Origin of the sequence: Streptomyces sp. Je 1-332 (assembly GCF_040730185.1) — a bacterium.
Classification (GTDB): domain Bacteria; phylum Actinomycetota; class Actinomycetes; order Streptomycetales; family Streptomycetaceae; genus Streptomyces.
This window is the reverse complement of the sequence record NZ_CP160402.1, coordinates 6,391,133-6,413,606: the sequence shown is the minus strand read 5'-3', so window position 1 is coordinate 6,413,606 and position 22,474 is coordinate 6,391,133. Positions and strand designations below refer to the sequence as shown.

The following is a 22,474-nucleotide window of genomic DNA, read 5'->3' as shown; positions in this document are numbered from 1 at the left end:
CTGGTGGCAGGTTGTGCCGGGCTGCTGCTTCTCCTCCTCGGCTCCGTCGTCGTGGCCATCGGCCTCGGCTCCGCCGTCGTCTCACCGGGCGACACCGCCCGGCTCCTGTGGGCGGCGGTCAGCGGCGGGAGCATCGACTCCGGTGATGTGACGACGTATCAGATCGTCTGGCAGATCCGTACACCTCGCGTGCTCCTCGCGGCACTTGTGGGCGCCGGGCTCAGTGCGGTCGGCGTCGCCATCCAGGCGCTGGTGCGCAACGCCCTCGCCGATCCCTTCGTCCTCGGCGTCTCGTCCGGGGCCTCGGTCGGAGCCGTCGCCGTCACCGTCACCGGCGGCCTCGCGGCCCTCGGCATCTACGCGGTGTCGGCGGGAGCGTTCATCGGAGCGCTCGTCGCCTCCCTCCTCGTGTACGTCGCATCGGCGAGCCGCGGCGGCGGGCTCTCGCCGCTGCGGCTCGTCCTGACGGGGGTAGCCATGGCACTCGGCTTCCAGGCCGTGATGAGCGTGATCATCTACTTCGCGCCGGACAGCGAGGCCACCAGCATGGTCCTGTACTGGACGATGGGCAGCTTCGGCGCCGCGAGCTGGGGCGCCCTCCCCGTCGTGGCCGCCTGCGTGGTGCTCGGCACGGCCGTGCTCCACCGGTACAGCCGGGCGCTCGACGTCCTCGCGCTCGGCGACGAGACCGCGACGAGCCTGGGCATCAGCCCCGACCGGCACCGCAAGGGCCTGCTCCTGCTCGCCTCGCTGATCACCGGGGTGATGGTCGCTGTGAGCGGCGCGATCAGTTTCGTCGGCCTGGTCATGCCCCACCTCGTACGCATGGTGGTCGGGGCCGCCCATGCCCGCGTACTCGCCGTCGCACCCCTGGTCGGAGCGGTGTTCATGGTCTGGGTCGACCTGGTGTCGCGCACCCTCGTCGCACCGCGCGAGCTGCCCCTCGGGGTCATCACGGCCCTGGTCGGCGTACCGGTGTTCGTCACGCTGATGCGGCGCAAGGGCTATATGTTCGGGGGGCGTTGAGATGGATCCGATGAATCTCGCACTCGACGGTCTGTCCGTGAAGATCGACGGCAAGCTCCTCGTCCGGGACCTGTCGCTGGAGGTCGGCAGCGGCCAGATCGTGGGCCTGGTGGGCCCGAACGGCAGCGGCAAGTCCACCGCCCTCAAGTGCGTCTACCGCGCGCTGCGTCCGAGCTCCGGCGTGGTCCGGGTGGGCGACGACGACCTCTCACGCCTGGCGCCGCGCCGCAGCGCGCAACTCGTCGCCGCGATGGCCCAGGACGGCGCGGTGGACCTCGACTTCACGGTGGAGGAGGTCGTCGCCCTCGGCCGCGCACCGCACCTGCGCGGCAACCAAGCACTCGGCGCACGCGAACGCGACCTGTGCGCACGGACGATGGCCCTCCTCGACCTCACCCGCCTCGCCGACCGCGGCGTACTGACCCTGTCGGGTGGCGAACGCCAACGCGTCCTGCTGGCAAGGGCGTTGGTCCAGGAGCCGCGGATCCTCGTCCTCGACGAGCCGACCAACCACCTCGACGTCCGCCACCAGATAGAGCTTCTCTCGCTCCTGAAGGGTTCGGGCCTCACCGTCCTCGTGGTCCTGCACGACCTCAACCTCGCGGCAGCCGCGTGCGACCGCATCGGAGTGCTGTCCCAGGGCTCACTGGTGGCCGCCGGGACGCCGGAAGAAGTGCTCACGACCGGTCTCGTCGACGAGGTGTTCGGCGTCAAGGCCACCGTGATCACCCACCCCCTGACCGGCGACCCCCAACTCCTCTACGCGCTCAGCCCCTCCACTCCCCTGTGACCTCTCCACTCCCCTTGAAAGGCACCACCGGACCATGCCCAGAACACGCACCACCATCGGATCGGCGCTCGCGGCCTCCCTGCTGCTCGTCGGCTGCGGCGCCGAGGTCGACACGGACTCCAAGTCCGCGGGCGCCTCCAAGAAGGTCACCGTCAAGCGCTGCGGTGAGCCGGTCACGTACAGGACCCCGCAGCGCGCGGTGGTCTACGAGGGCGGAAGCGCGGACAAGATGTTCAGCCTCGGCCTGACGAAACACGTCCACGGTTACGTGATGCCTCCGGCCAACCCGCCGGTGAGCGAGTCCCCTTGGGCTGCGGAGTACGCCAAGGTGAAAATGCTCAGCGACGACCTGCTGAACAAGGAGCTCGTCGCGGAGGCCAAGTCCGACTTCGTCGTCGCGGGATGGAACTCGGGCTTCAGCGACCAGCGCGGCATCACCCCGCAGATCCTGGACAAGCTCGGCATCCAGAGCTTCATGCACACGGAGAGCTGCTTCAACTACCCCAAGTACCCGCAGAAGGTCACCCCGTTCAAGGCCCTCTACTCGGACCTGAACCGCCTGGGCAAGATCTTCAAGGTGGAGAAGAAGGCGGACGACGTGGTGAGCGGCCTCAAGAAGCGCGTGGCCGCCGTCGAGTCCAAGACCCCCGAATCCCTCAAGCGCGACCCGCTCCCCGTCTTCCTCTACGACTCCGGAACGGACCAGCCCTTCACGGCGGGCAGCCAGGTCCCGCCCAACGACATCATCAAGGCCGCCGGCGGCAGGAACATCTTCGACGGCCTCGACGAGCGCTGGACCCAGGTGAACTGGGAGGCCGTCGCCGAGGCCGAGCCCGAGGCCATCATCATCTTCGACTACGGCGACATGCCCGCCAAGAAGAAGATCGATTTCCTGAAGAAGTCCCCGCACACCAAGGACCTGCCCGCCGTGAAGAAGAACAACTTCTTCGTCCTCGACTACAACGAGGGCATCAGCGGGCCGCGCAACATCGACGGCCTGGAGAAGTTCGGGAAGTACGTGCGCGAGCTGAAGCGCTGACGCGGGCCGTGGCCGGTTGAACCACAGCTCACTGAGCCTCGTCCAGCGCCTCCGTCAGCCGACCGAGGAGGCCTTGCAGGGCAAGCACCTCCTCGACCGTCAGGCCGGTCGAGGCGAGGATCCGGCGTGGGACGGGCAGCGCCCGCTCGCGCAGCTCGGCTCCGGCGTCCGACAGCTGAACGGTGACGGAGCGCTCGTCGGCGGCGCTGCGCTCACGCCGGACGAGCCCTGACGCCTCCAGCCGCTTGAGGAGCGGCGAGAGCGTGCCGGAGTCGAGGCGCAGCCGCTCCCCGATCGCCTTCACGGGCTGCGGGCCGTGTTCCCAGAGCACCAGCATGACCAGGTACTGGGGATACGTGAGGCCCAGGTCCTTGAGGGCATCGCGGTAGACGCCGCCGAAGGCGCGCGAGGCGGCGTGCAGCGAGAAGCAGACCTGGTGGTCGAGGCGGAGCAGCTCGGCGTCGGGCACGCCGGGCAGGTCGGGCACGCCGGGCAGCTCGCCTCCCGGCGGCCCGGTCGGCCCGGTCAGCCCGGGGGGTCCAGTCGGCCCGGAGGGTTCGGCGGTCGGCGATGACGTCATGGGTCCAGGGTACCTGGCACGCGCCATTAAGTTGTGCACAACTTAATTGTGTGCAATGGTTCTGGATGTAGCCACCGAGCACGCCCCTCCAGGGAAGAGGACACCCATGAACGCGCTGTACACCGCCGTCGCCACCGCCAACGGCCGCGAGGGCCGCGCCGTCAGCTCAGACGGCCAGATCGACCTCGCACTCGCCATGCCCCCGGCCCTCGGCGGCAACGGACGGGGCACCAACCCCGAGCAGCTCTTCGCCGCCGGATACGCGGCCTGCTTCGCCAGTGCGATGGGGGCGGTGGCCCGTGAGATGAAGGTCGACACCAAGGACGTCTCGGTGACCGCCGAGGTCTCCATCGGCAAGGACGACGCGGGCTTCGGGCTCGCGGTCGTGATGCGCGTGGAGCTGCCGGACTCCCTGGCGGGCGAGACCGGGCAGCAGCTGGTCGAGGCCACGCACGCGTACTGCCCGTACTCCAAGGCCACGCGCGGAAACATCGAGGTCGAGCTCGTCATCGAGTAGTCCGGACCGCGGTCCGGGATTCGGGCCCGCACCGGACGGCGGGTACCGTAGAGGGACCGATCTCATGGGCCTCCTGGTGGGCTGCGTGAACCCCAGGAGGCCCAGAATGACGACGAACCGCGGACGCAAGGACGTGATCCGGAACCGGATGACGTCGACCGGCGAGTCGTACAACGTCGCCGCCCGCAACCTCAAGGCCATGAAGGACATGGGCGCCACCCCCGAAGCGGTCGTCACGCAGCGCTGGCAGCCGGCCGAGACCCTGGACGTGCCGTGCCCCTGCGGCGGAACCTGCGAGCCGGGCGAGAAGTGCGACCGCTGCCACGCCCGCCACCGCCACGTGGCCCGCTATCCCGGCAGCCGCACCGAGGTCGAGACCTGGGTGGACCGCTACGACTGCATGGGCTGCGCGTCCTCGTACACGATTTTCGTCGTCCTGCCGGGCCGCCCCTGGGGCATCGCCGAGACGGTGGTCCAGGGCGCGGACGCCGAGCCGGTGATCAAGGCCCGGGTGTTCCCGGGTGTGAAGCACCCGCTGCTGCGTCCGGAGACACCGGAAGAGGACTGAGCCCGGCGACGGCCAGGACGCGGTGGGACGCGTCGGCCCGCAGGTGTCCGATATCCGAAACTGGCTGACCGGCATCTGACCGGTTTCCCCTCTTGACGCTGCCCCGCCCCAGCCCCAACATCAGGCAACGCACCACGCGCCCCACCTCTGCTCAGCGCAGCTCCAGACAGCTCCAGCGCCCTGCGGCACCCGCGTCGCAGGGCGTCAGTACGTTCCGTCCCCCTCGTTGTTCGGAATTCGGAGCCCCACATGAGAATCTCCAGACCCGCCATACCCCGCGCCCTGAGACGGGCCACCGCGGGCGTCGCCACCCTCGCCGCCGCCGGGCTGCTCGCCACCGCCGCACCCGCGGCCCTCGCCGCCCCCTCCCCGACGCTCGCGGCCCCCGACATCCCGCTCGCCAACGTCAAGGCGCACCTCTCCCAGTTCCAGTCCATCGCGTCGGCCAACGGCGGCAACCGCGCCCACGGACGCCCCGGTTACAAGGCCTCGATCGACTACGCGAAGGCCAAGCTGGACGCGGCCGGGTTCACCACCACCGTGCAGCAGTTCACCTCCAGCGGCGCCACCGGCTACAACCTCATCGCTGACTGGCCGGGCGGCGACCCGAACGAGGTCCTGATGGCGGGCGCCCACCTCGACAGCGTCAGCTCGGGCCCCGGCATCAACGACAACGGCTCGGGCTCGGCGGGAGTCCTGGAGACGGCACTCGCGGTGTCACGCGCGCAGTTGCAGCCGACGAAGCACCTGCGATTCGCCTGGTGGGGCGCGGAGGAGCTGGGCCTGGTCGGGTCGAAGTACTACGTCAACAACCTGCCCTCGACGGAGCGTTCAAAGGTCTCCGGCTACCTCAACTTCGACATGATCGGCTCCCCGAACCCGGGCTACTTCGTCTACGACGACGACCCCACGATCGAGAAGACCTTCAAGGACTACTACGCGGGCCTGAACGTCCCCACGGAGATAGAGACCGAGGGCGACGGCCGCTCCGACCACGCGAGTTTCAAGAACGTGGGCATCCCGGTCGGCGGCCTCTTCACCGGCGCGAGCCGTACGAAGTCCAGTGCCCAGGCCCAGAAGTGGGGCGGCACGGCCGGCCAGGCCTTCGACCGCTGCTACCACTCGTCGTGCGACACGACGTCGAACATCAACGACACGGCCCTGGACCGCAACAGCGACGCCATAGCGCACGCGATCTGGACGCTCGGCGCGGGCACCCCCGTCCCGCCGGGCGACACGTACGAGAACACCGCTGACGTCGCCATCCCGGACAACGGCGCGGCCGTGACCTCGTCGATCAACATCACCGGCCGCACGGGCAACGCCCCCGCCGCCCTCAAGGCGGACGTCGACATCCGGCACACCTGGCGCGGAGACGTGGTCGTCGACCTGCTGGCCCCCGACGGCACGGCGTACCGCCTGAAGAACTCGAGCGGCAACGACTCGGCGGACAACGTCATCGCGACGTACACGGTCAACGCGTCGAGCGAAGCTGCCAACGGTGCCTGGAAGCTGCGCGTGCAGGACGTGGCGGCGCAGGACACCGGCTACATCAACAGCTGGAAGCTGACGTTCTGACGCTCTGAAGTTCTGGACCACGAACGGGTGCCCGGCAGCGGCCATCCGCTGCCGGGCACCCGTCACGTGAACGGACTCCGACGCGCACGCGGGTACCCGCTCAGCCCTCCTCGGGCGCCAGCGTCAGCGAGATCGAGTTGATGCAGTACCGCTGGTCCGTCGGCGTCGCATAGCCCTCGCCCTCGAATACGTGGCCGAGGTGCGAGCCGCAGCGTGCGCACCGCACCTCCGTGCGCACCATGCCGTGCGAGGTGTCCTGCAGGAGTTCGACCGCGTCCGTGTCCTTGGGGTCGAAGAAGCTCGGCCAGCCGCAGTGCGACTCGAACTTCTCCGCCGAGGTGAACAGCTCCGCGCCGCACGCGCGGCAGGAGTAGACACCCTTGGTCTTGGTGTCGGTGTACTCGCCCACGAACGCGGGCTCCGTGCCCGCCTGGCGCAGCACCGCGTACTCCGAGGGGCTCAGCTCCGCGCGCCACTGCTCGTCCGGCTTCTCGACGTCGTACGACATGAGACTGAACCCCTTACTTCGAGAACCGCGGTCGATTACTTCGACAGCTCTGACAGGTACTACGACAGCTCTGACAGGATCTGCGGGCCGAGGTCCGTGACGTCGCCCGCTCCCATGGTGAGAACGAGATCACCGGGCCGCGTCATTCCCGCGACGACCGCTGCGGCTTCGCCCTTGTCGTGCACGGCGCGCACGTCGGCGCCCGCCGCCACGGCCGCGTCGATGATCAGGGCGCTGGTGATGCCGGGGATCGGGTCCTCGCGCGCGGGGTAGATGTCGAGGACCACGGAGGCGTCCGCGAGGGCCAGGGCCTGGCCCATCTCCTTGCCGAGCTCCTGCGTGCGGGAGAAGAGGTGGGGCTGGAAGAGGACGAGGATGCGCGCGTCGCCCGCGGAGGAGCGCATCGCCTCCAGGTCGGCGGTCATCTCGGTGGGGTGGTGCGCGTACGAGTCGATGACCTGGACGCCCGCGGCCTCGCCCTTGAGCTGGAGGCGGCGCTTGACGCCGGTGTACGAGCCGATGGCCGACGCGAGGTTGTGTGCCGGGATGCCGAGGGCGATGCCCGCGGCCAGGGCGGCCACCGCGTTCTGGGCGTAGTGGCGGCCGGGGACGGAGACCGTGAAGGTCAGGAACTTGCCGTTCAGGATCACCGTGACCTCGCTGGTCAGGCCGCGCGGGGTGATCTTGTGGATGCGGAGGTCGGCGCCCTCCGACTCGCCGTACGTGACGACGTTCAGGTCGCCCGCCGCGCGCACGCGCTTCGTCAGCTCCGCCGCGCCCGACTGGTCCGCCGCGATCACCAGGGTGCCGCCGGGGACGATCTTGCCCGCGAAGGTCTCGAAGGACTCGTAGATCTCGTCCATCGACGCGTAGTTGGCGTGGTGGTCGAGCTCCACGTTCAGGACGATGGCGACCTCGGGCGCGTACTTGTGGAAGCTGCGGTCGCTCTCGTCCGCCTCGGCCACGAAGATGTCGCCGTCGCCGTGCAGCGCGTTCGAGCCCGGCGCGTCCAGGTCGCCGCCGATCGCGTACGAGGGGTCGAGGCCGAGGGTGGAGAGGGTGACGGCGAGCATCGACGTCGTCGTGGTCTTGCCGTGCGTGCCGGCCACCGCGATCGGACGCAGGCCCTCCATGAGGGAGGCGAGCGCGTCGGAGCGGTGCACGACCGGAATGCCGAGCTCCGTGGCGCGGGCGAGCTCGGGGTTGTCGGCGCGGATGGCGGAGGAGACGACCACGCAGGTCGCGTCGGACGCGAGGTGCGCGGCGTCGTGGCCGATGTGGACCGTGGCGCCCAGGGTCCGCAGGGCCTCGGCCGTGGTCGACTCCCGTGCGTCGCTGCCGGCGACCTTGGCGCCACGCTGGGCCAGGATCTTGGCGATGCCCGACATTCCGGCGCCGCCGATGCCGATGAAGTGCGGTCGGTCCATGGCGGTGGGAAGGCCGGGTGCCATAGGTTTTTCTCCAGGTGTGACGGCGACTGAACGCGCCGGGCCGTGCGGCCCGGCGGGGTCCAGCCTAGTAACTGGGCCGGCCCAGCCTAATTCCTAGTCCTCGGTGTGCGAGAACAGCTTCAGGACCGGTACGCCCACCTTGTGCCGGGCACGGGATGCCCAGTCCCGGTGGAAGAACTCCTCCACGTAGTGCGGGTCGGTCAGCACGATGACCTCGTCCGCGTTCGCCTCGTCGACCAGTTCCCTGAGCGCGTCCAGGGGGTGGTCCTCGATCAGCTGTCCGGTCGCGTCGCAGCCCGACGCGCGCAGGGCCGTCAGCGAGACCGCGAGCGCCTTCTGCGCGGGGGCCGTGGCGTCCTGCCCCTCGGGGACGTCCCCTTCCTTCGCCGCCTCGTCGAGCTCCCCCAGAGCCACGTCGTCGATGGCCCGCAGCAGGCGGTCCGCCTGGTCGCCGCGGGGCTGGAGCAGCACCCGGAAGGTGACCGTCTCCTCGCCGTGCAAGGTGGTGACGAACTCCACGTCGGCGGAGGTCAGGGCCTTCTCGATCATCAATACGCTTGTGAACACGACAGGCGCCCTTCTCATCCGTGGGCTGCCGAGAGTCTGTCTCGGCAGGCCCCTGCGGAAACCATCCTGCCCCGTGGCCGCACGGGGTCTGCGACTTTTAGTGTGCCCAACGGAAGCGAAACGGAACGACTGATTCCGCTGATTGTCAGGTTCGACGGTATCGGGTGAACAGGAACCCGGCCTCCTCCAGCACGGAAGCCAGTGCGAAGCGTTCCGGGACCGCGAGGGCGGACCCCCAGGCGATCCGCTGCGCGTCCCCCGCGGTGAGCATCGGGGACACCGTCAGACAGAGCTCGTCCAGGGCGCCCGCCGCCACGAACTGGCCGAGCAGCCGGGGCCCGCCCTCCGTGAGCAGCCGGGTGAGGCCGCGCTCGGCCAGGGCGGGCGCGACCCGCTCCGGCTCGACCACGGCGCCCTCCCCCGCGACCACCACCACCGCACCCGCCTTCTCGGCCGCCGCGACCCGGTCGGTGGGCGCCTCGGCACCGGTCACCACGAGCGTGGGCACCAAGGGCGAGGTGAAAAGCGGAAGGGTGAAATCCAGGTCGAGGCTCGCGCTGACGACCGCGATCGCGGGCACCACCGTCTGCCCGGCCGCCGCCCTGCGCTCGGCGAAGGCCTCACGCGCGCGTGCCGGGCGGTAACCCTCTTGGCGTACCGTTTCGGCACCCACGACCACGGCATCGGCTACCGAACGCAAGGTGCCGAAGATCCGCATGTCGGTGGCGTTCGAGATGGGGTGCGACCGGCCGTCGTGCTGGGCCGCCCCGTCCAGCGTGGACACCATGTTGGCGCGCAGCCAGGGGGTGTCGCCCGGCGGGTAGGCGTACGCGTCGGCGAGCTCCCCGAGCCCCCACTCTCGTACTGATGTCTCGTCTTCTCGTACGGATGTTTCGTCTGTCTGGTCGGTCACAGGGAACAGGCGTCGCATGTCCAGCAGTCTTGCACGGCGCTTAGAGTTAGGAACCGTGTCGTCCTCCACCGCCGCCCCCGGGCAAAGCCCCATAGCCGAAGCGGCTCCCCTGTCGCTGTGCGCCCGCGAGCCCCATGTGCCCGCCGACCGTCTGGTCGCCGAGATGGTGCCGCCGCCGCGCTTCGACTCCGTCCGCTTCGATACGTACATACCCGACCCGAACCAGCCGAGCCAGACCGAGGCCGTGCGGGTCCTGAGCGACTTCGCCGCCGGGCTCGGCGGGGCGCACGCCTCCGGTACGGGCAGGAAGCGCTGGTTCGGCCGCGCCAAGCCCGCCGCCCCCACGGGCCCCCGCGGTGTCTACCTCGACGGCGGGTACGGCGTGGGCAAGACCCACCTCCTCGCCTCCCTCTGGCACGCGACGCCCGCCGCCCCCGAGCAGAAGGCGTTCGGCACCTTCGTCGAGCTGACGAACCTGGTCGGGGCGCTCGGCTTCCAGCAGACCGTGCGCACCCTCAGCGGTCACCGGCTGCTCTGCATCGACGAGTTCGAGCTCGACGACCCGGGCGACACGGTGCTCGTCTCCTCGCTGCTCGCACGGCTCGTCGACGAGGGCGTCGCGCTCGCCGCGACCTCGAACACCCTGCCGGGCAAGCTCGGTGAGGGCCGGTTCGCCTCCGCCGACTTCCTGCGCGAGATCCAGGGCCTCGCGACCCACTTCAAGTCGCTGCGCATCGACGGCGAGGACTACCGCCACCGGGGCCTTCCGGAAGCGCCCGCTCCGTACACGGACGAGCAGGTCACCAAGGCCGCGTACGCGACCGCCCGCGCGAGCCTCGACGACTTCCCGCAGCTGCTCGACCACCTCGCGCGCGTGCACCCCAGCCGGTACGGAGCGCTCACGGACGGGCTCGACGCCGTCTGCCTCACCGACGTCACGCCGGTCCCCGACCAGTCGACCGCCCTGCGCCTTGTCGTGCTCGCCGACCGGCTGTACGACCGCGAGGTGCCCGTACTGGCATCGGGCGTCCCCTTCGACCAGCTGTTCAGCGAGGAGATGCTGAACGGCGGCTACCGGAAGAAGTACTTCCGGGCGATCTCCCGGCTCACGGCGCTCGCACGGGACGCGAGGGGCCTCGTAAAGCCGTAGCGACTCACCGCTACGCGCGTGGTTCCCGCACGCCCAGGCGCGTGGTACACACATCCGGTCATGTTCCTGTCCGCCAGCAGGAGGTCGACCTTTTATGTCCACGACACGACGGCAAGTGCTAGCCCGTACCGGTGCGGTGGGTGCGGGAATCGCCTTCACCGGTGCGCTCACGGAACTCTTCGCGGGGAGCGCTGCCGCGCAGGGCAAGGCCGGGTACGGGCCGCTGGTGCCCGACCCCGCCGGGCTGCTCGATCTGCCGAAAGGTTTCCGTTACAAGGTCCTCTCCCGGGAGGGCGACGAACTGCCCTCCGGTGAGGGCAAGGTGCCGAGCAACTTCGACGGCATGGCCGCCTTCCGCGGGAGGAAGGGCGGCACCCATCTCGTCCGCAACCACGAGAACCGCTACGACGGCAGAGTCCCCGTGCCCACGGTCAAGGGCCTCACCTACGACCCGATGGGCAAGGGCGGCTGTACGGCGCTCGCGCTCGACCGCCACAACAACGTCCTGAGCGAGCGCGTCGCGATCGCCGGGACCGCGGTCAACTGCGCGGGTGGGCCAACGCCTTGGGGCACCTGGCTGACGTGCGAGGAGACCGAGGACAAGGCAGGCACGAACGGCTACACCAAGGACCACGGCTTCATCTTCGAGGTCGACCCCGTCGACCCGCGCCGCACCGGAGCCGTGCCGCTCGCCGCGATGGGCCGCTTCCAGCACGAGGCGATCGCCGTCGACCCCAGACGGGGCGTGGTCTACGAGACCGAGGACGCCTTCCTGAAGCCCTTCGGCCTCTTCTACCGCTTCCTGCCCAAGAAGCCCGAGGGCGGCCGCGGTTCGCTCCGCGCGGGCGGCAAGCTGCAGGCGATGCGGGTGCCGGGTGTACCCGACCTGTCCGCGGTCCAGGAGACGGGCGCGTGCTTCACGGGCATCGAATGGGTCGACGTACCGGACCCGCTCGCGGCCGAAACCCCCATCCGCCTCCAGGACTTCGGGCCCAAGGGCGTCACGCACGCGCAGAAGCTGGAGGGCTGCTACTGGGGCGGGAGTTCCGTCTACTTCGTGTCGTCGTTCGCCCGCAGCGGGGAGGGCTCGGCGGCCGACCACTTCGGGCAGATCTGGCGCTACGAACCGACGAAACGCCGTCTCACCCTGGTGATCGTCTTCGGCCCGAGCACCGAAATCCAGCTGCCCGGCGAGTCCCCCGACAACATCTGCCTCGCGCCCAGCGGCGGCCTGATGGTGGCCGAGGACGGAGGCGGCGCCCAGCACGTGTACGGCCTGACGCGCCGGGGCGAGGTCTACGCGATGGCGCGCGGCCGGCAGAACATCGGCACCCCCGATGAGCCCGAGTGGGGCGAGTTCGCGGGCGTCTCGTTCTCACCGGACCACGACACGATGTACATCAACTGCTATACCCCCGGCACCACGTTCGCGGTGACGGGCCCCTGGCACCGGACCTGACCTGACCTGACCGGCCCTGACCCGAGCGCCCAGGGGCGCTCGGGTCAGGCTCTAGGAACCGATCACCGGATAGTGGTCGGACAAGTTGGTGTAGGTGTACTCCTTGCCCCAACTACTGACCGTCCAGGGCGCGCTCTGCTCCTTGACCACCTCGTTGCGCCAGGTGGCGGGGCGGGCGTGGCCCTTGCGGTGCAGGACGAAATCCAGGTCCTCGCGGGGGTCGTCCGGGTAGCGCTCGGACGCGATGGAGTTGTCCTGGGTGTCGAAGGAGTACGGGTGCCCGTCGCGGCCGTCGGCGGGGGTGAAACCGCCGTCGGCGAGCATCGAGGCGTACTCACCGCTGTGGGAGTCGACGTTGAAGTCCCCCGCCACGATGACCTGTTCACCCGCCGGGATGTTCTTGGCGTCCAGGAAGGCGTCCATCTCCTTCAACTGCAGCGAGCGCGTCGCGGCCGCCTCACCGGAACCGCAACCGGGGTCGGTGGACTGGGCATGGGTGCCGACGACGTGCACCTTCGTACCGTTGACGTCCAACTGGGCGTAGACGAAGCCCTTGTTGGAGTACGTGTCGGAGCCGCAGGCGTCCTTGTAGACGTACTGCTCCTTGCGCTGGATCGGCCACTTGCTCAGGACGGTCACGCCACCGTCCTCCGGAGTCACCGCCGAGTACGCCCCACCGGTGGCGTCCCAGCCGGTCTTGCTTCGGCCCATGACGGGGGTCTGGTGGGGGTAGCGGTTCGCGGCGTTGGCCTTCAGCGCGTCCGACGAGGAGTTGTCGAAAGCCTCCTGGAGGACGACCACGTCCTTGCCCTGGAAGAAGTCCGCGGCCGGTATGGCCTTGGCGCGGTGGTCCTGGCCCCAGTTCGGGTAGAGGTTCTTGCTGAAGAGGAACGCGTTGTACGAGAGCACCTTGAGTGCGGGAGTGTCGGCAGAGGCGGGATGCGCGTCGGCGGCGGTCGCGGACGGAGCGACGGCGGCGAGTGTGGCCGCGGCGAGCACCGTGGTGATCGCGGCGGCGTGCGTCCTGCGCAACGCTGGGTGCGGCACTGAATCTCCTGAGAACGGGGGTGAACGTCCGAACGGGGGTGGTCGTCGCACATCCAACCAGCCGCTGCCACTTCTGGGGATACTGCATGTGAACAAAGGGGAGGGCGGGGGGCCGGACACTCGGGGGCAGCCGCTCAGGATGCCGGCCAACTGCTGCGGTCAGTGGGCGGCATCGGCACGGTCACAACTGGCCGCTTCGCCTGCCGCACGCTCCGCCGCGCTGCGCAGCACGCAGAACTCGTTGCCCTCGGGGTCGGTAAAGACCACCCAGCCCGAGCCGTCGGCGTTCCGGCGGTCTGCCGCCACGGTCGCACCTATCCCCAGGAGCCGTTCCACTTCGGCGTCACGGGTGCTATCGGGCCGCAGGCAGAGGTGAACGCGGTTCTTCTGGGTCTTCGGCTCCGAGACCTCGGCGAAGTAGAGGTGGAGTCCGGTGGGAAGGGCGATGGCCGCGGTCGATTCGCCGGGGAGGTCGTCGTCGTTGAGCGGGTGGCCCACCACCTTGCTCCAGAACTGGGCCAGTTCAAATGCGTCGGCGCAGTCGAAGGCAACGTTGTAGAGGGTCGAGCGCATGGGTGAGGCCTTTCGTTAAGTGTCGGCACGTCAGTTGTGGCTTTCTGCAAGTCAGTTGTTGGCCTGCCAATTGCCGACTGCTGGTTGAAGTCTCACCCCTGCCTGCGGCTGGACTCCCTGGCCTCGATGTGCGCCGTCGATCGCCCGTGCACCGTCGGCGGTGTGTCCGGCTCGCGGATGAGGCGGTCGACCAAGGCGGCCACCTCGGCGGGTGGGGGCAGTTCAATGCGTACGCTCGTCAGTCTCGGCCGCAGCAGCCTGCCGAGCAGCAGATCATCCGCGCCGACCACGGCAACCTCACCGGGGACGTCGATGCCGGTGTCCTGCAAGGCCCGCATCAGGAGCATGGCGTACTCGTCGTTGTAGGCGAAGACGGCGTCCAGGCCCAAGTCCCTCCACCGAGCCGCCAGTTCGGCCGCCGACTCCACCGTGTAGGCGAGCTCGACCGGTTCCACCCGCGCGTCGGGATACGCGGCGGCAGCGGACCGAACGCCCGCGAGGCGCGGCGCGCTGAACATGGCGAGGCCGTGCTCGACCGGGACGACGACGCCGATACGCCTATGCCCGGCTCCGAGGAGATGCGCACCGGCCACGGCGCCGACCTCCTCCTGGTCCATGGCGATACCGTGCGCGCCGGGCGCGGGCGGCGGCCCGTAGGAGACGACGGCGGAGGTGCCCGAGCGTTTCAGCGTCTCGACGGAGGCCTCGTCGAGCGGGGCGCCGATCATGGCGATGACGGCGGCGGGCCGCAGCTCGGCCCAGGCACGGGCGGCGTCCCGCGGGGCGTTCCCGGCACTGGCACCGTGCAGGACACCGGTGTACCCGTACGCCTGCAACTCCGCCTGGAACGCGGCGACGAAGCCCGTGAACAGCGGCCCGAAGGCGGGCACCGTATCGGCGGGCACGGCGATCAGTACGAGCCCACTGCTGCCGGAGCGCAGGGAGCGGGCGGCGGCGTGCGGGACGTATCCGAGCTCCTCGGCGGCCACGCGAACCTTCTCCTGCGTGGCGTCGCTGACGCGCCCCGCGGCCAAGCCGTTCAGGACGTAGCTGACGGTCGCGCGTGAGACACCGGCGAGGCGGGCGACGGAGGTGCTGGTCGGGGGCGGCGTGTCTCCGCCACCGCCTCCGCCTCCGCCTCCTTCTCCGCCGCGGTTTACGGGCGCGCTGTTCCCGGTTGCGCTGCCCCCGGTTGCGCCACTCCTCTGAGGACCTGAAGCGCCGCTTGTCTGAGGAGCAGACACCCCGCTCCCCCGAGGCCCCGCAGCCCCACCCCTACCTGTCTGAGGACCTGACATGCCACCCCTCTGCGGGTCCGAACTGCCGTTCATCCGCTGCCCATCCTTTCACTGCGACTTTTTCCCGCCGCGGCTCTGGTGCGGGCGTGGGGTGGGTGCTAGGAATTGCACTTACACGTGTCAAGTTACACGTGTCACCCACCCCTTCGGTCGTCACGACCGACCTTCTGAGGAGGAGGGCACCGTGGCCCTTTCCGCTCACCAGGACCAGCCGCCCCCGGCCGCCGGCACCACCGACACCACCGGCACATCCGGCACCCCCAGCACCCCCCGCGGCCTCATGCCCCTCCTGACCTTGGCCAACACCGCGATGTACACGCTCTACGTGGGCGTGGGCAGCGTGTTGCTGCCCCTCCAGATCGAGCACATCGACAAGGCCGACAAGGTCGCGATGCTGGGCCTCGTCAGCGGCGTCAGCGCGGTCTTCGCCACCATCTTCAACCCCGTGGCGGGCGCCCTCTCCGACCGCAGCGGCCGGCGCAATCCCTGGATCCTGGGCGGCGGCATGGCCGCCGTCGGCGCGATGGCCCTGCTCGGCGGGGTCCGGACGGTGCTGCTCGTGACGATCGCCTGGTGTCTGGGGCAGGCGGTGATGAACGTCTTCCAGGCCGCCCTCACCTCGATCGTCCCGGACCGCGTGCCGCTCGCCGCCCGCGGCAGGGCATCCGCGGCCGTCGGCATCGGGCTGCCGATCGGCTCGACCCTCGGCGCGCTCATCGGTTCGGCGTTCGCCGACCACCTCGGTACGGGATATCTGGTGCTCGGCCTGTTCGTGGCGCTCTCGGCCGCGCTGTTCACCGCCTTCGCCCGGGAGAAGCCGAAGTCACCCGCGCGGAAAGAGTCAACCCCGCTGCAGGAGAAGTCGGATGCGTCCACGTCGGCTCCGCTCAAGAAGCAGTTCGCGGCGTTCCTCGGCGCCTTGCGTCACCGCGACTTCCGCTGGGCGTTCATCGGGCGCGCACTGCTCGTGCTCGGCTACTTCTGCGTCTTCGGCTACCAGCTCTACATACTCCAGGACCACATCGCCCTGCCCTCCGGCATGGAGCCGGAAGACGCCGTCGCCGTCCTCGCGCCCATCAGCGCGGTCGCGATGGCCGTCTCCACGGTCGTCGGCGGTGTGCTCTCGGACCGGATGGACCGGCGCAAGCTGTTCGTCGCGGCCTCCGCGGTGATCTCGGCCGTCGCCCTCCTCATCCCCGCCGTCTCGCCGAACTGGACCGCGATGATCGTCTTCGCCGCCCTCAACGGCCTCGGCTTCGGCTGCTTCATGGCCGTCGACAACGCGCTCGTGTCCATGATCCTGCCGAGCGCCGATGACGCGGCCCGCGATCTGGGCGTACTGAACATGGCGCAGGCGGGCCCACAGATCCTGGCCCCGTTCGTCGCCTCGGTCATCGTCACGCTCTGCGGAGGCAGCGACGGCGGCGGCTACACGGCCCTGTTCATCGCGGGCGCCGTCCTGTCCGTCCTCGGCGCGCTCGCGGTCCGTCCGATACGCGGAGTTCGCTGAGGCATCGGCAAGGGCAACGTACGAACGCCGGAATGCGAGGCACTGGAAAGCAAGACCCGGGAAAGCGAGACGCCGGAAAGCGAGACGCCGGAAAGCAAGGCGTTCGAGAGAGAAAACCGCAAGGCAAGACGTTGGAAAGCAGGCCATCACCATGAAGTTGCACACCCGCGAATGGGGCAGCGGCGAGCGCGTCGCCGTCCTGGTCCACGGCATCATGTCGGACCACCGCACCTGGCGCCGCGTGGGGCCCGCCCTCGCCGACAAGGGGTACCGGGTGATCGGTGTCGACCTGCGCGGGCACGGGGCGAGCGGACGCGGCCCCTACAGCCCGGAGATATTCGCGGACGACCTGGTCGACACCGTCCCGAGCGGGGTGGAACTCGCGCTCGGGCACTCGCTGGGCGGGATGGCGCTGGCCCTCGCCGTGGAGCGGCTCGCGCCGGTACGGGCCGTCTATTCCGACCCGGCGTGGGCGCTCGGTGCGGCGGGCGTGGACCCTTCCGTGTTCGTCGAGTTCCGGAACGCGACCCGGACGACGATCGCGAATCTGAACCCGCGCTGGGATGACGCCGACCTCGACGTCGAGGTCGCCACGCTGGCCGCCTGGGACCCGGACACCGCGCTCGCCCTCTCCGGGCCGAACGCCGTCGACCGCACGCCCGCCGCGCCGACGGTCCCGTCATTGGTGCAGGTCGCGGACCCCCGTTTCCTCGTGTCCGACGAGCTGAGGGGGGAGTTGGAGGGGCGCGGGTTCGAGGTACGGACGGTCAAGGGCGCCGGGCACACCATCCACCGCGACGACTTCGACGCGTACATGGGGTCGCTGGACGGCTGGATCTAGGGGCCGCGTGGGGCGACTGAGGCTCGTCAACTCGTCAACAACCCTGACGTCAGGCGGTGTTGACTTCATCGGCCCGGGTTTCCCGGGGGGGAGCTCGCCGCGGGCGCCGGCGCGGCTAACGAGCTGTGAGACGCGCCGGGTGCGTGCCGGGTGCCAGCCGGGCGCGTGCCGGGTGCCTGCCGGGCACGTGCCGTGAAGGCGCCGCGCTCGATGTCGACGACGCGTGAGTCGTGGGCGGCCGCCGCGCACGATGCCTTCGATGAGGTGTGGTTACGGGGCACTGCCCGGAAGTTTCACAGCCGGTGGTTCGGCCGTCCGGGGCAGTGCTGGGCAGCGTAACCGCCACCTTTGGCAGTTTGTCCTTTTTATGTCGATACGTTCGCCAGATGATCGCCCCGACACGGACACAGACCGCCGCCTGCGCCCTGACCGCACTCGCCCTCACCGCACTCGCCGCCTGCGGCACGGACCCCGCACCCGGCGACCGCGACAAGGCCGCGCGCCCCGCCGCGAGCGCACCGCCCCGCCCGGCGACGCTCGCCCCCGGCCCCGCGGGCCTCACCCCCGTCTTCAAGAACGCCCCCCGCTCCCCCGCGTCCGCCGCCCCCGCCGTCGCGCTCACCTTCGACGCCGACATGACCGCCGACCAGGGGGCACGCGCCGCGGCGGGTGAACGGTTCGACAATCCGGCGCTGGTGTCGACGCTGCGCCGGCTGAAGGTACCCGCGACGTTCTTCATGACGGGGCGGTGGGCCGAGGAGTACCCGGCGCAGGCCAAGGACATCGGCCGGGACCCGCTCTTCGAGGTCGCCAACCACTCGTACAGCCACTACGCCTTCACCGACCGCTGCTACGGGCTGCCGACCGTCCCCGCCTCCCGTATGCGCGCCGACGTGGAACGTGCCTTCGCCGCCTTCCGCAAGGCAGGCGTCGAGCGCCAGGTGCCGTACTTCCGCTTCCCCGGCGGTTGTTACGACAAGCGGGCGCTGCGGGCACTGGCTCCGGGCGGCGTCACTGCCGTGCAGTGGGACGTGGTGAGCGGCGACGCCTTCGCGACGGACGCCGACGCGGTGGCCCGGCAGGTGCTCGACGGGGTGCGGCCCGGCTCGGTGGTCGTCATGCACTGCACCCGCAGCGCGGCTCCCACCACGGAGCGCGCCCTGCGGACGATCGTCCCGAAGCTGCGTGAGCGCGGCTTCCGCTTCGTCCGGGTGTCGGAGCAGATCAGGGCGGCGGGGGAGGCTCGCGCACGCGGCTAGGCTGACAACATGGACGCCACCACAGACTCCACCGACTCCTGCGCGGGTCCGTTCGCCGAGTGTGTGCTGTGCCGTGAGCCCACCGAGTACCCGGAGTCGTACAAGGGTGTGACGCTGTGCCCCGTGTGTGAGTGGCACGAGGCGCAGCGCACGGCCTGCTCCGGCTGAACCGCCGGGCACGGGGACAGCGGCGCGCTCACCCCCTGCGCGATGCCAGCCCGCAGGCCAGCCCGACCGCCGCCACCGCGATCACCCCTGCTCCCGCGACCGGCAGCAGCGGCATCGGCACCACTCCCTCCCGCGACCCCGAGACGAGTCCGGTCAAGACGGCCTTCCCTGGGGAGCCCGTGGTCACCAGGGCAAGCAACGAGGCGAGCAGCATCACCGGGATCGCCCGGCCCGGCGAGCGCACCAGCGGCCAACTGGTGACGGCGCCGATGGCGGTGCCCACGAGCGCGCTCACCAGCATCGCGAGCACCCCCGCACCACTCGCCGCGAGGCGGTTCACGGCCATCCGGTGATCGGTGCTCGCCGGGTCGCTGATCACCGACACGACGAGGGTGGCGACGGCGCCGAGCAGGGCCGTGGCGAGGAACGCGGAGAGCAGACAGGCCAGTTGAGCCCGCCAGGGCCCGGCCGCGGCGGCCGAACAACTTCGAGTGGCGGGCAGCTCGTTGCCGACACAGATCCGCACCAGCCAGGCGGCGACAGGCAGCAACGCGGCGGCGGCATACGCGAGGGAGTCGAGGACCGGCTGCCCGCTCTGTACGCCGACGGCGAGAAACGCGGCGTAAAGGATGACGGGGGCGAGCCAGCGCTGGGAGCGCAGGAGCAGGGCGGAGTGATAACCGAGCAGAGCGTTCACCGACCGCGGACCTTGCTGATCGCTGGGGCGGCGGGGGGCTTTCCCGGGGCCGGCTCCGGGGGCTGGACCGGGGCCGGGGGTCAGTGCGGGCGCGGACGGGGCCGGGTCAGGAACCGACGCCGATACCGACGCCGATGCCGATGCCGATGCCAACGCTGACCTCTGGACCGCTATCCGAGTCGGTTCCGACGCCGGTTCCGACGCCGGTTCCGGAGCCGACGCCAATGCCGAAACCGACACCACATGCCACGGCTGGTGCGCCGTGAGCAGTGTTCGCAGTGCGATGTCCGAGTGCGTTGCCAGCGCTGTCAGTTGCAGCGTGCCCTGCCGCGAGTGGCCGGTGATGACGGTGCCCGGCACGGAGGGCGGTGCGGCGCCCGGTGGGCCCAGGGCCTCGATCGCGACCGAAGGGGCTTGTGCCTCGGCGGCATCCGGTGAAGTGGCGTAAGGGGTACGGGCGTTCACCGTCGATCCGACCACCGCGTACGTCACGTCGACAGCCCTGGAGAGCCGCCGCGGGTCATGGTCGACGAACACGACGGCGCCGCCCTCGGCGACCCTCTCGGCGACGGCCCGGTCGAGTTCGTCACGGGCCGCGGCGTCCAGGCCCGTCCATGCCTCGTCGAGGACCAGGAGTTCGGGCGCCGCGAGGAGCGCCTGAGCCACGGCGACCTTCTGGCTGCTGCCCTTGGACAGCTCCGACAGGGGCGTACGGGCGTAACTCCCTGCCCCGAAGCGTTCCAGCCACTCCTCCGCGCCCCGCGCCGCCGTGCCCTTGGCCAGGCCGTGGATGCGGCCCAGGTGCGTGAGGTACCCGGCGGCCGTGAACGGCAGCGCCGCCGGGAAGCGTTCGGGGACGTACGCCGTGCGGAGCCGGCCGACGACGCGGCCCTCGGTCGGGGCGTCGATCCCGGCGAGCAGCCGCAGCAGGGTGGACTTACCGGTGCCGTTCGCGCCCTCGATCCGCACCAGCGTGCCCGCGCCGACGCCGAGCACGACATCCCTCAGCACCCACGGTCCGCGCACGGCATAGCGCCGCCCCACCCCGTCCAGCCGCAGCGCGGCCCCCGCCAGATCACTGTCCATGCCGCCATCCTCGCGCACGGCTCCGACGGGCCGGCTCCGACGGCTGGGTCCGATGCCCTGGGTGGGGGGGCGGAGTCCTCGGGCAAAGCCGCTGACGGGACCGATCTTCCGCCTGGCAGACTGGACGCGTGAGCAGCGACCAGACCGCCGGGAATCCCGAGCCGCAGGACACCCCGGACTCCCAGGACAGCCCCTTCCGCGTGGAGCAGACGACACGCGACGAGGCGCCGCAGTACGTACTGCCGCTGGTGGCCCGCATCGAGCGTGCCGAGCCCCCGCATCGTACGGACGCCCTGGAGACCGCGGCCCGCGCGGTGCTCGTCATGCTCGGCGACGAGCGGTCCGTCGGCGACGGCGAGTGGGCGCAGGCCATGCGGGACTGGCAGGACGCCAGGATCCGCAAGGTGGTGCGGCGCGCCCGCGGCGCCGAGTGGCGGCGGGCCGAGGCACTCCCGGGTATCACGGTGACGGGCAAGTCGGCGGAGGTCCGCGTCTTCCCGCCGGTGCCGCTGGACGGCTGGCCCAAGGACCTGGCCCGGCTCCAGGTCTCGGGCACGGACCTGGACGACCCGGAGGCGGTACCCCCGGCGGACGCGACAGCGCCGGTCCTGTGGATGAGCCCCGATGTCGACATGTCGGCGGGCAAGGCGATGGCGCAGGCGGGGCACGGCGCCCAACTGGCTTGGTGGGAGCTGTCGGACGAGGAGCGCGTGGCCTGGCGGGACGCCGGTTTCCCGCTCTCCGTCCGCACCCCGGACGCCGCGCTCTGGCGCGAACTCGTGGCGAGCGGCCTGCCGGTGGTGCGGGACGCCGGCTTCACGGAGATCGCCCCCGGCTCCTGCACCGTGGTCGCCGACCACCCCGCCCTGCGTTGAGGATTCCTCCCGCCGCGCGTCGAGGGAGGCCGCGGGGCCGAGGCCACTCCCGATCCCGGTGCCACGAGGGAGGATGTACCTCCACAAACGCACGACCGAACGGCGCTGAGGAGACCGACATGGCGAGCGAGCTCGGCGCGAGCGACGACGTGGATGCGGATGCGCGCGCGGATGTGGGCGTGCGTGCGGATGTGGGCGTGCGTGCGGATGTGGGCGCAGGCGCGGATGCAGGCGTACGTGCGGATGTAAGCGCAGGTGCGGATGCCGGCGTCCGCCCACGCGGCGCCAAGCTCGACGGGCGCGTCGAACGCGGCAACCACACCCGGCGTCTCGTCCTGCGCCGCACGGTCGACATCGCCTCGGTCGAGGGCCTGGACGCGCTCTCGGTCGGCCGCATCGCCACCGAGCTGAAGCTCAGCAAGAGCGGGGTCTTCGCGCTGTTCGGCTCCAAGGAGGAACTGCAGCTCGCGACCATCCGCGCGGCGGGCCGCATCTTCCTCGACGCGGTGGTGGAACCGGCCACGCAGTCCCCGCCCGGCCTCGACCGCCTGTGGCAACTGTGCGCACGCTGGCTCGACTACTCGAAACAACGCGTCTTTCCCGGCGGCTGCTTCTTCCACGGGGTGATCGCCGAGTTCGACGCCCGCGAGGGTGCGGTGCACGACGCGCTCGTCCTCGCCGACCGAGACTGGACCGGCACGGTCGAGCGGTGTGTCGCGGAGGCCCGCGATACCGGCGAATGTCACCCGGACACCGACGCCCCCCAGCTCGCCTTCGAGCTCATCGCGCTGATGGAGACGGCGAACGCGCACTCGGTGCTGCACGACGAGCCGGGCGTCTACCGCAGGGCGGGCGCCGCCATCACGGCACGCCTGCGCGCTGCGGCGACGGACCCGTCGCAGGTCCCTCAACTCCCCCTGGACGCCGCACCAGAACACTCCTGAGCGGCCCGCCGGTCTGGTTCCGGTCCCGCT

General features: G+C 70.5%; 21 protein-coding genes and 2 pseudogenes. 14 read left to right on the top strand and 9 right to left on the bottom strand.

The features are described from left to right. Window positions 1–3 precede the first annotated feature (3 nt). The 3 genes from ABXJ52_RS28970 to ABXJ52_RS28960 are packed head-to-tail and all read left to right on the top strand — an operon-like array spanning window position 4 to window position 2,855. Window positions 4–1,026, top strand: a complete 1,023-nt coding sequence (locus ABXJ52_RS28970; RefSeq protein WP_367045798.1) for an iron ABC transporter permease — start codon at window positions 4–6, stop codon at window positions 1,024–1,026. Between the two features lie 10 nt (window positions 1,027–1,036). Beyond that, window positions 1,037–1,816: an ABC transporter ATP-binding protein gene (locus tag ABXJ52_RS28965; protein ID WP_367045796.1), complete on the top strand. Its 780-nt coding sequence runs from the start codon at window positions 1,037–1,039 to the stop codon at window positions 1,814–1,816. Window positions 1,817–1,850: 34 nt separating this feature from the next. After that, window positions 1,851–2,855 (top strand): ABC transporter substrate-binding protein, encoded by a 1,005-nt coding sequence (locus ABXJ52_RS28960; RefSeq protein ID WP_367045795.1) that lies wholly within the window; start codon window positions 1,851–1,853, stop codon window positions 2,853–2,855. Between the two features lie 28 nt (window positions 2,856–2,883). Here the strand turns inward: ABXJ52_RS28960 and ABXJ52_RS28955 are convergent, their stop codons facing one another. Further along, window positions 2,884–3,435: a MarR family transcriptional regulator gene (locus ABXJ52_RS28955; RefSeq protein ID WP_367045793.1), complete on the bottom strand. Its 552-nt coding sequence runs from the start codon at window positions 3,433–3,435 to the stop codon at window positions 2,884–2,886. 106 nt (window positions 3,436–3,541) lie between these two features. Between ABXJ52_RS28955 and ABXJ52_RS28950 the strand changes: the two genes are divergently transcribed. The 3 genes from ABXJ52_RS28950 (at window position 3,542) to ABXJ52_RS28940 (ending at window position 6,098) form a co-directional block, all read left to right on the top strand. After that, window positions 3,542–3,952: an organic hydroperoxide resistance protein gene (locus ABXJ52_RS28950; RefSeq protein WP_367045791.1), complete on the top strand. Its 411-nt coding sequence runs from the start codon at window positions 3,542–3,544 to the stop codon at window positions 3,950–3,952. Window positions 3,953–4,058: 106 nt separating this feature from the next. Next, entirely contained in the window at window positions 4,059–4,520 is a 462-nt protein-coding gene (locus tag ABXJ52_RS28945) for a hypothetical protein (protein WP_367045789.1), read from the top strand. Window positions 4,521–4,769: 249 nt separating this feature from the next. After that, the gene (locus ABXJ52_RS28940; protein ID WP_367045787.1) at window positions 4,770–6,098 is read left to right on the top strand and encodes a M28 family metallopeptidase; all 1,329 of its coding nucleotides are present in this window, start codon (window positions 4,770–4,772) and stop codon (window positions 6,096–6,098) included. A 100-nt stretch (window positions 6,099–6,198) separates the two neighbouring features. Here ABXJ52_RS28940 and msrB read toward each other — a convergent pair whose 3' ends face one another. The 4 genes from msrB to ABXJ52_RS28920 all read right to left on the bottom strand — a co-directional run bounded on the left by msrB (window position 6,199) and on the right by ABXJ52_RS28920 (window position 9,555). Continuing rightward, window positions 6,199–6,606, bottom strand: coding sequence for a peptide-methionine (R)-S-oxide reductase MsrB (gene msrB, locus ABXJ52_RS28935; protein ID WP_367045785.1), 408 nt, complete (start codon window positions 6,604–6,606; stop codon window positions 6,199–6,201). 59 nt (window positions 6,607–6,665) lie between these two features. Continuing rightward, window positions 6,666–8,057 carry a UDP-N-acetylmuramate--L-alanine ligase gene (murC, locus tag ABXJ52_RS28930; protein ID WP_367045783.1) on the bottom strand — a complete coding sequence of 464 codons (1,392 nt, stop codon included), beginning with the start codon at window positions 8,055–8,057 and terminating at the stop codon, window positions 6,666–6,668. A 93-nt stretch (window positions 8,058–8,150) separates the two neighbouring features. Further along, window positions 8,151–8,624 carry an indole-3-glycerol phosphate synthase gene (locus ABXJ52_RS28925; protein ID WP_367045781.1) on the bottom strand — a complete coding sequence of 158 codons (474 nt, stop codon included), beginning with the start codon at window positions 8,622–8,624 and terminating at the stop codon, window positions 8,151–8,153. Window positions 8,625–8,769: 145 nt separating this feature from the next. Next, window positions 8,770–9,555 carry a pyrimidine reductase family protein gene (locus ABXJ52_RS28920; protein ID WP_367045779.1) on the bottom strand — a complete coding sequence of 262 codons (786 nt, stop codon included), beginning with the start codon at window positions 9,553–9,555 and terminating at the stop codon, window positions 8,770–8,772. A 37-nt stretch (window positions 9,556–9,592) separates the two neighbouring features. Between ABXJ52_RS28920 and zapE the strand changes: the two genes are divergently transcribed. Then, the gene (gene zapE / locus ABXJ52_RS28915; RefSeq protein WP_367045777.1) at window positions 9,593–10,687 is read left to right on the top strand and encodes a cell division protein ZapE; all 1,095 of its coding nucleotides are present in this window, start codon (window positions 9,593–9,595) and stop codon (window positions 10,685–10,687) included. Window positions 10,688–10,781: 94 nt separating this feature from the next. After that, window positions 10,782–12,146 (top strand): alkaline phosphatase PhoX, encoded by a 1,365-nt coding sequence (locus ABXJ52_RS28910; protein ID WP_367045775.1) that lies wholly within the window; start codon window positions 10,782–10,784, stop codon window positions 12,144–12,146. Between the two features lie 51 nt (window positions 12,147–12,197). Here the strand turns inward: ABXJ52_RS28910 and sph are convergent, their stop codons facing one another. The 3 genes and pseudogenes from sph to ABXJ52_RS28895 form a co-directional block, all read right to left on the bottom strand. Continuing rightward, the gene (sph, locus tag ABXJ52_RS28905; protein WP_367045773.1) at window positions 12,198–13,193 is read right to left on the bottom strand and encodes a sphingomyelin phosphodiesterase; all 996 of its coding nucleotides are present in this window, start codon (window positions 13,191–13,193) and stop codon (window positions 12,198–12,200) included. A gap of 159 nt (window positions 13,194–13,352) precedes the next feature. Continuing rightward, window positions 13,353–13,766 carry a VOC family protein gene (locus ABXJ52_RS28900; RefSeq protein ID WP_367045771.1) on the bottom strand — a complete coding sequence of 138 codons (414 nt, stop codon included), beginning with the start codon at window positions 13,764–13,766 and terminating at the stop codon, window positions 13,353–13,355. A 92-nt stretch (window positions 13,767–13,858) separates the two neighbouring features. Then, window positions 13,859–14,869: pseudogene (locus tag ABXJ52_RS28895) on the bottom strand (LacI family DNA-binding transcriptional regulator); the annotation flags it as partial. 379 nt (window positions 14,870–15,248) lie between these two features. On the opposite strand from ABXJ52_RS28895, the gene ABXJ52_RS28890 reads away from it, so the two are divergent. From ABXJ52_RS28890 to ABXJ52_RS28875, 4 genes are all read left to right on the top strand, one after another. Continuing rightward, on the top strand, window positions 15,249–16,574 hold the full coding sequence (locus ABXJ52_RS28890) for an MFS transporter (RefSeq protein WP_367045769.1): 1,326 nt from the start codon (window positions 15,249–15,251) through the stop codon (window positions 16,572–16,574). Window positions 16,575–16,725: 151 nt separating this feature from the next. Then, window positions 16,726–17,415 (top strand): alpha/beta hydrolase, encoded by a 690-nt coding sequence (locus tag ABXJ52_RS28885; RefSeq protein ID WP_367045767.1) that lies wholly within the window; start codon window positions 16,726–16,728, stop codon window positions 17,413–17,415. 386 nt (window positions 17,416–17,801) lie between these two features. Then, a complete protein-coding gene (locus ABXJ52_RS28880; RefSeq protein WP_367045765.1) occupies window positions 17,802–18,674 on the top strand; it encodes a polysaccharide deacetylase family protein in 873 nt (290 codons plus the stop codon). Between the two features lie 9 nt (window positions 18,675–18,683). Beyond that, the gene (locus tag ABXJ52_RS28875; RefSeq protein WP_367045763.1) at window positions 18,684–18,842 is read left to right on the top strand and encodes a hypothetical protein; all 159 of its coding nucleotides are present in this window, start codon (window positions 18,684–18,686) and stop codon (window positions 18,840–18,842) included. A gap of 928 nt (window positions 18,843–19,770) precedes the next feature. Here the strand turns inward: ABXJ52_RS28875 and ABXJ52_RS28870 are convergent. Then, a pseudogene (locus ABXJ52_RS28870) lies at window positions 19,771–20,625 on the bottom strand (ATP-binding cassette domain-containing protein); the annotation flags it as partial. A 128-nt stretch (window positions 20,626–20,753) separates the two neighbouring features. Between ABXJ52_RS28870 and ABXJ52_RS28865 the strand changes: the two are divergent. Then, on the top strand, window positions 20,754–21,500 hold the full coding sequence (locus tag ABXJ52_RS28865) for an aminoacyl-tRNA hydrolase (protein WP_367045762.1): 747 nt from the start codon (window positions 20,754–20,756) through the stop codon (window positions 21,498–21,500). Window positions 21,501–21,619: 119 nt separating this feature from the next. After that, window positions 21,620–22,444 (top strand): TetR/AcrR family transcriptional regulator, encoded by an 825-nt coding sequence (locus ABXJ52_RS28860; protein WP_367045760.1) that lies wholly within the window; start codon window positions 21,620–21,622, stop codon window positions 22,442–22,444. Window positions 22,445–22,474: the final 30 nt, after the last annotated feature.

Bases quoted from the DNA above. Each gene is read 5' to 3' on its own strand.
- ABXJ52_RS28965 (WP_367045796.1), top strand. From the start codon at position 1,037: ATGAATCTCGCACTCGACGGTCTGTCCGTGAAGATCGACGGCAAGCTC.
- ABXJ52_RS28960 (WP_367045795.1), top strand. From the start codon at position 1,851: ATGCCCAGAACACGCACCACCATCGGATCGGCGCTCGCGGCCTCCCTG.
- ABXJ52_RS28955 (WP_367045793.1), bottom strand. From the start codon at position 3,435: ATGACGTCATCGCCGACCGCCGAACCCTCCGGGCCGACTGGACCCCCC.
- ABXJ52_RS28950 (WP_367045791.1), top strand. From the start codon at position 3,542: ATGAACGCGCTGTACACCGCCGTCGCCACCGCCAACGGCCGCGAGGGC.
- ABXJ52_RS28945 (WP_367045789.1), top strand. From the start codon at position 4,059: ATGACGACGAACCGCGGACGCAAGGACGTGATCCGGAACCGGATGACG.
- ABXJ52_RS28940 (WP_367045787.1), top strand. From the start codon at position 4,770: ATGAGAATCTCCAGACCCGCCATACCCCGCGCCCTGAGACGGGCCACC.
- msrB (WP_367045785.1), bottom strand. From the start codon at position 6,606: ATGTCGTACGACGTCGAGAAGCCGGACGAGCAGTGGCGCGCGGAGCTG.
- murC (WP_367045783.1), bottom strand. From the start codon at position 8,057: ATGGCACCCGGCCTTCCCACCGCCATGGACCGACCGCACTTCATCGGC.
- ABXJ52_RS28920 (WP_367045779.1), bottom strand. From the start codon at position 9,555: ATGCGACGCCTGTTCCCTGTGACCGACCAGACAGACGAAACATCCGTA.
- ABXJ52_RS28910 (WP_367045775.1), top strand. From the start codon at position 10,782: ATGTCCACGACACGACGGCAAGTGCTAGCCCGTACCGGTGCGGTGGGT.
- ABXJ52_RS28900 (WP_367045771.1), bottom strand. From the start codon at position 13,766: ATGCGCTCGACCCTCTACAACGTTGCCTTCGACTGCGCCGACGCATTT.
- ABXJ52_RS28885 (WP_367045767.1), top strand. From the start codon at position 16,726: ATGAAGTTGCACACCCGCGAATGGGGCAGCGGCGAGCGCGTCGCCGTC.
- ABXJ52_RS28880 (WP_367045765.1), top strand. From the start codon at position 17,802: ATGATCGCCCCGACACGGACACAGACCGCCGCCTGCGCCCTGACCGCA.
- ABXJ52_RS28875 (WP_367045763.1), top strand. From the start codon at position 18,684: ATGGACGCCACCACAGACTCCACCGACTCCTGCGCGGGTCCGTTCGCC.
- ABXJ52_RS28860 (WP_367045760.1), top strand. From the start codon at position 21,620: ATGGCGAGCGAGCTCGGCGCGAGCGACGACGTGGATGCGGATGCGCGC.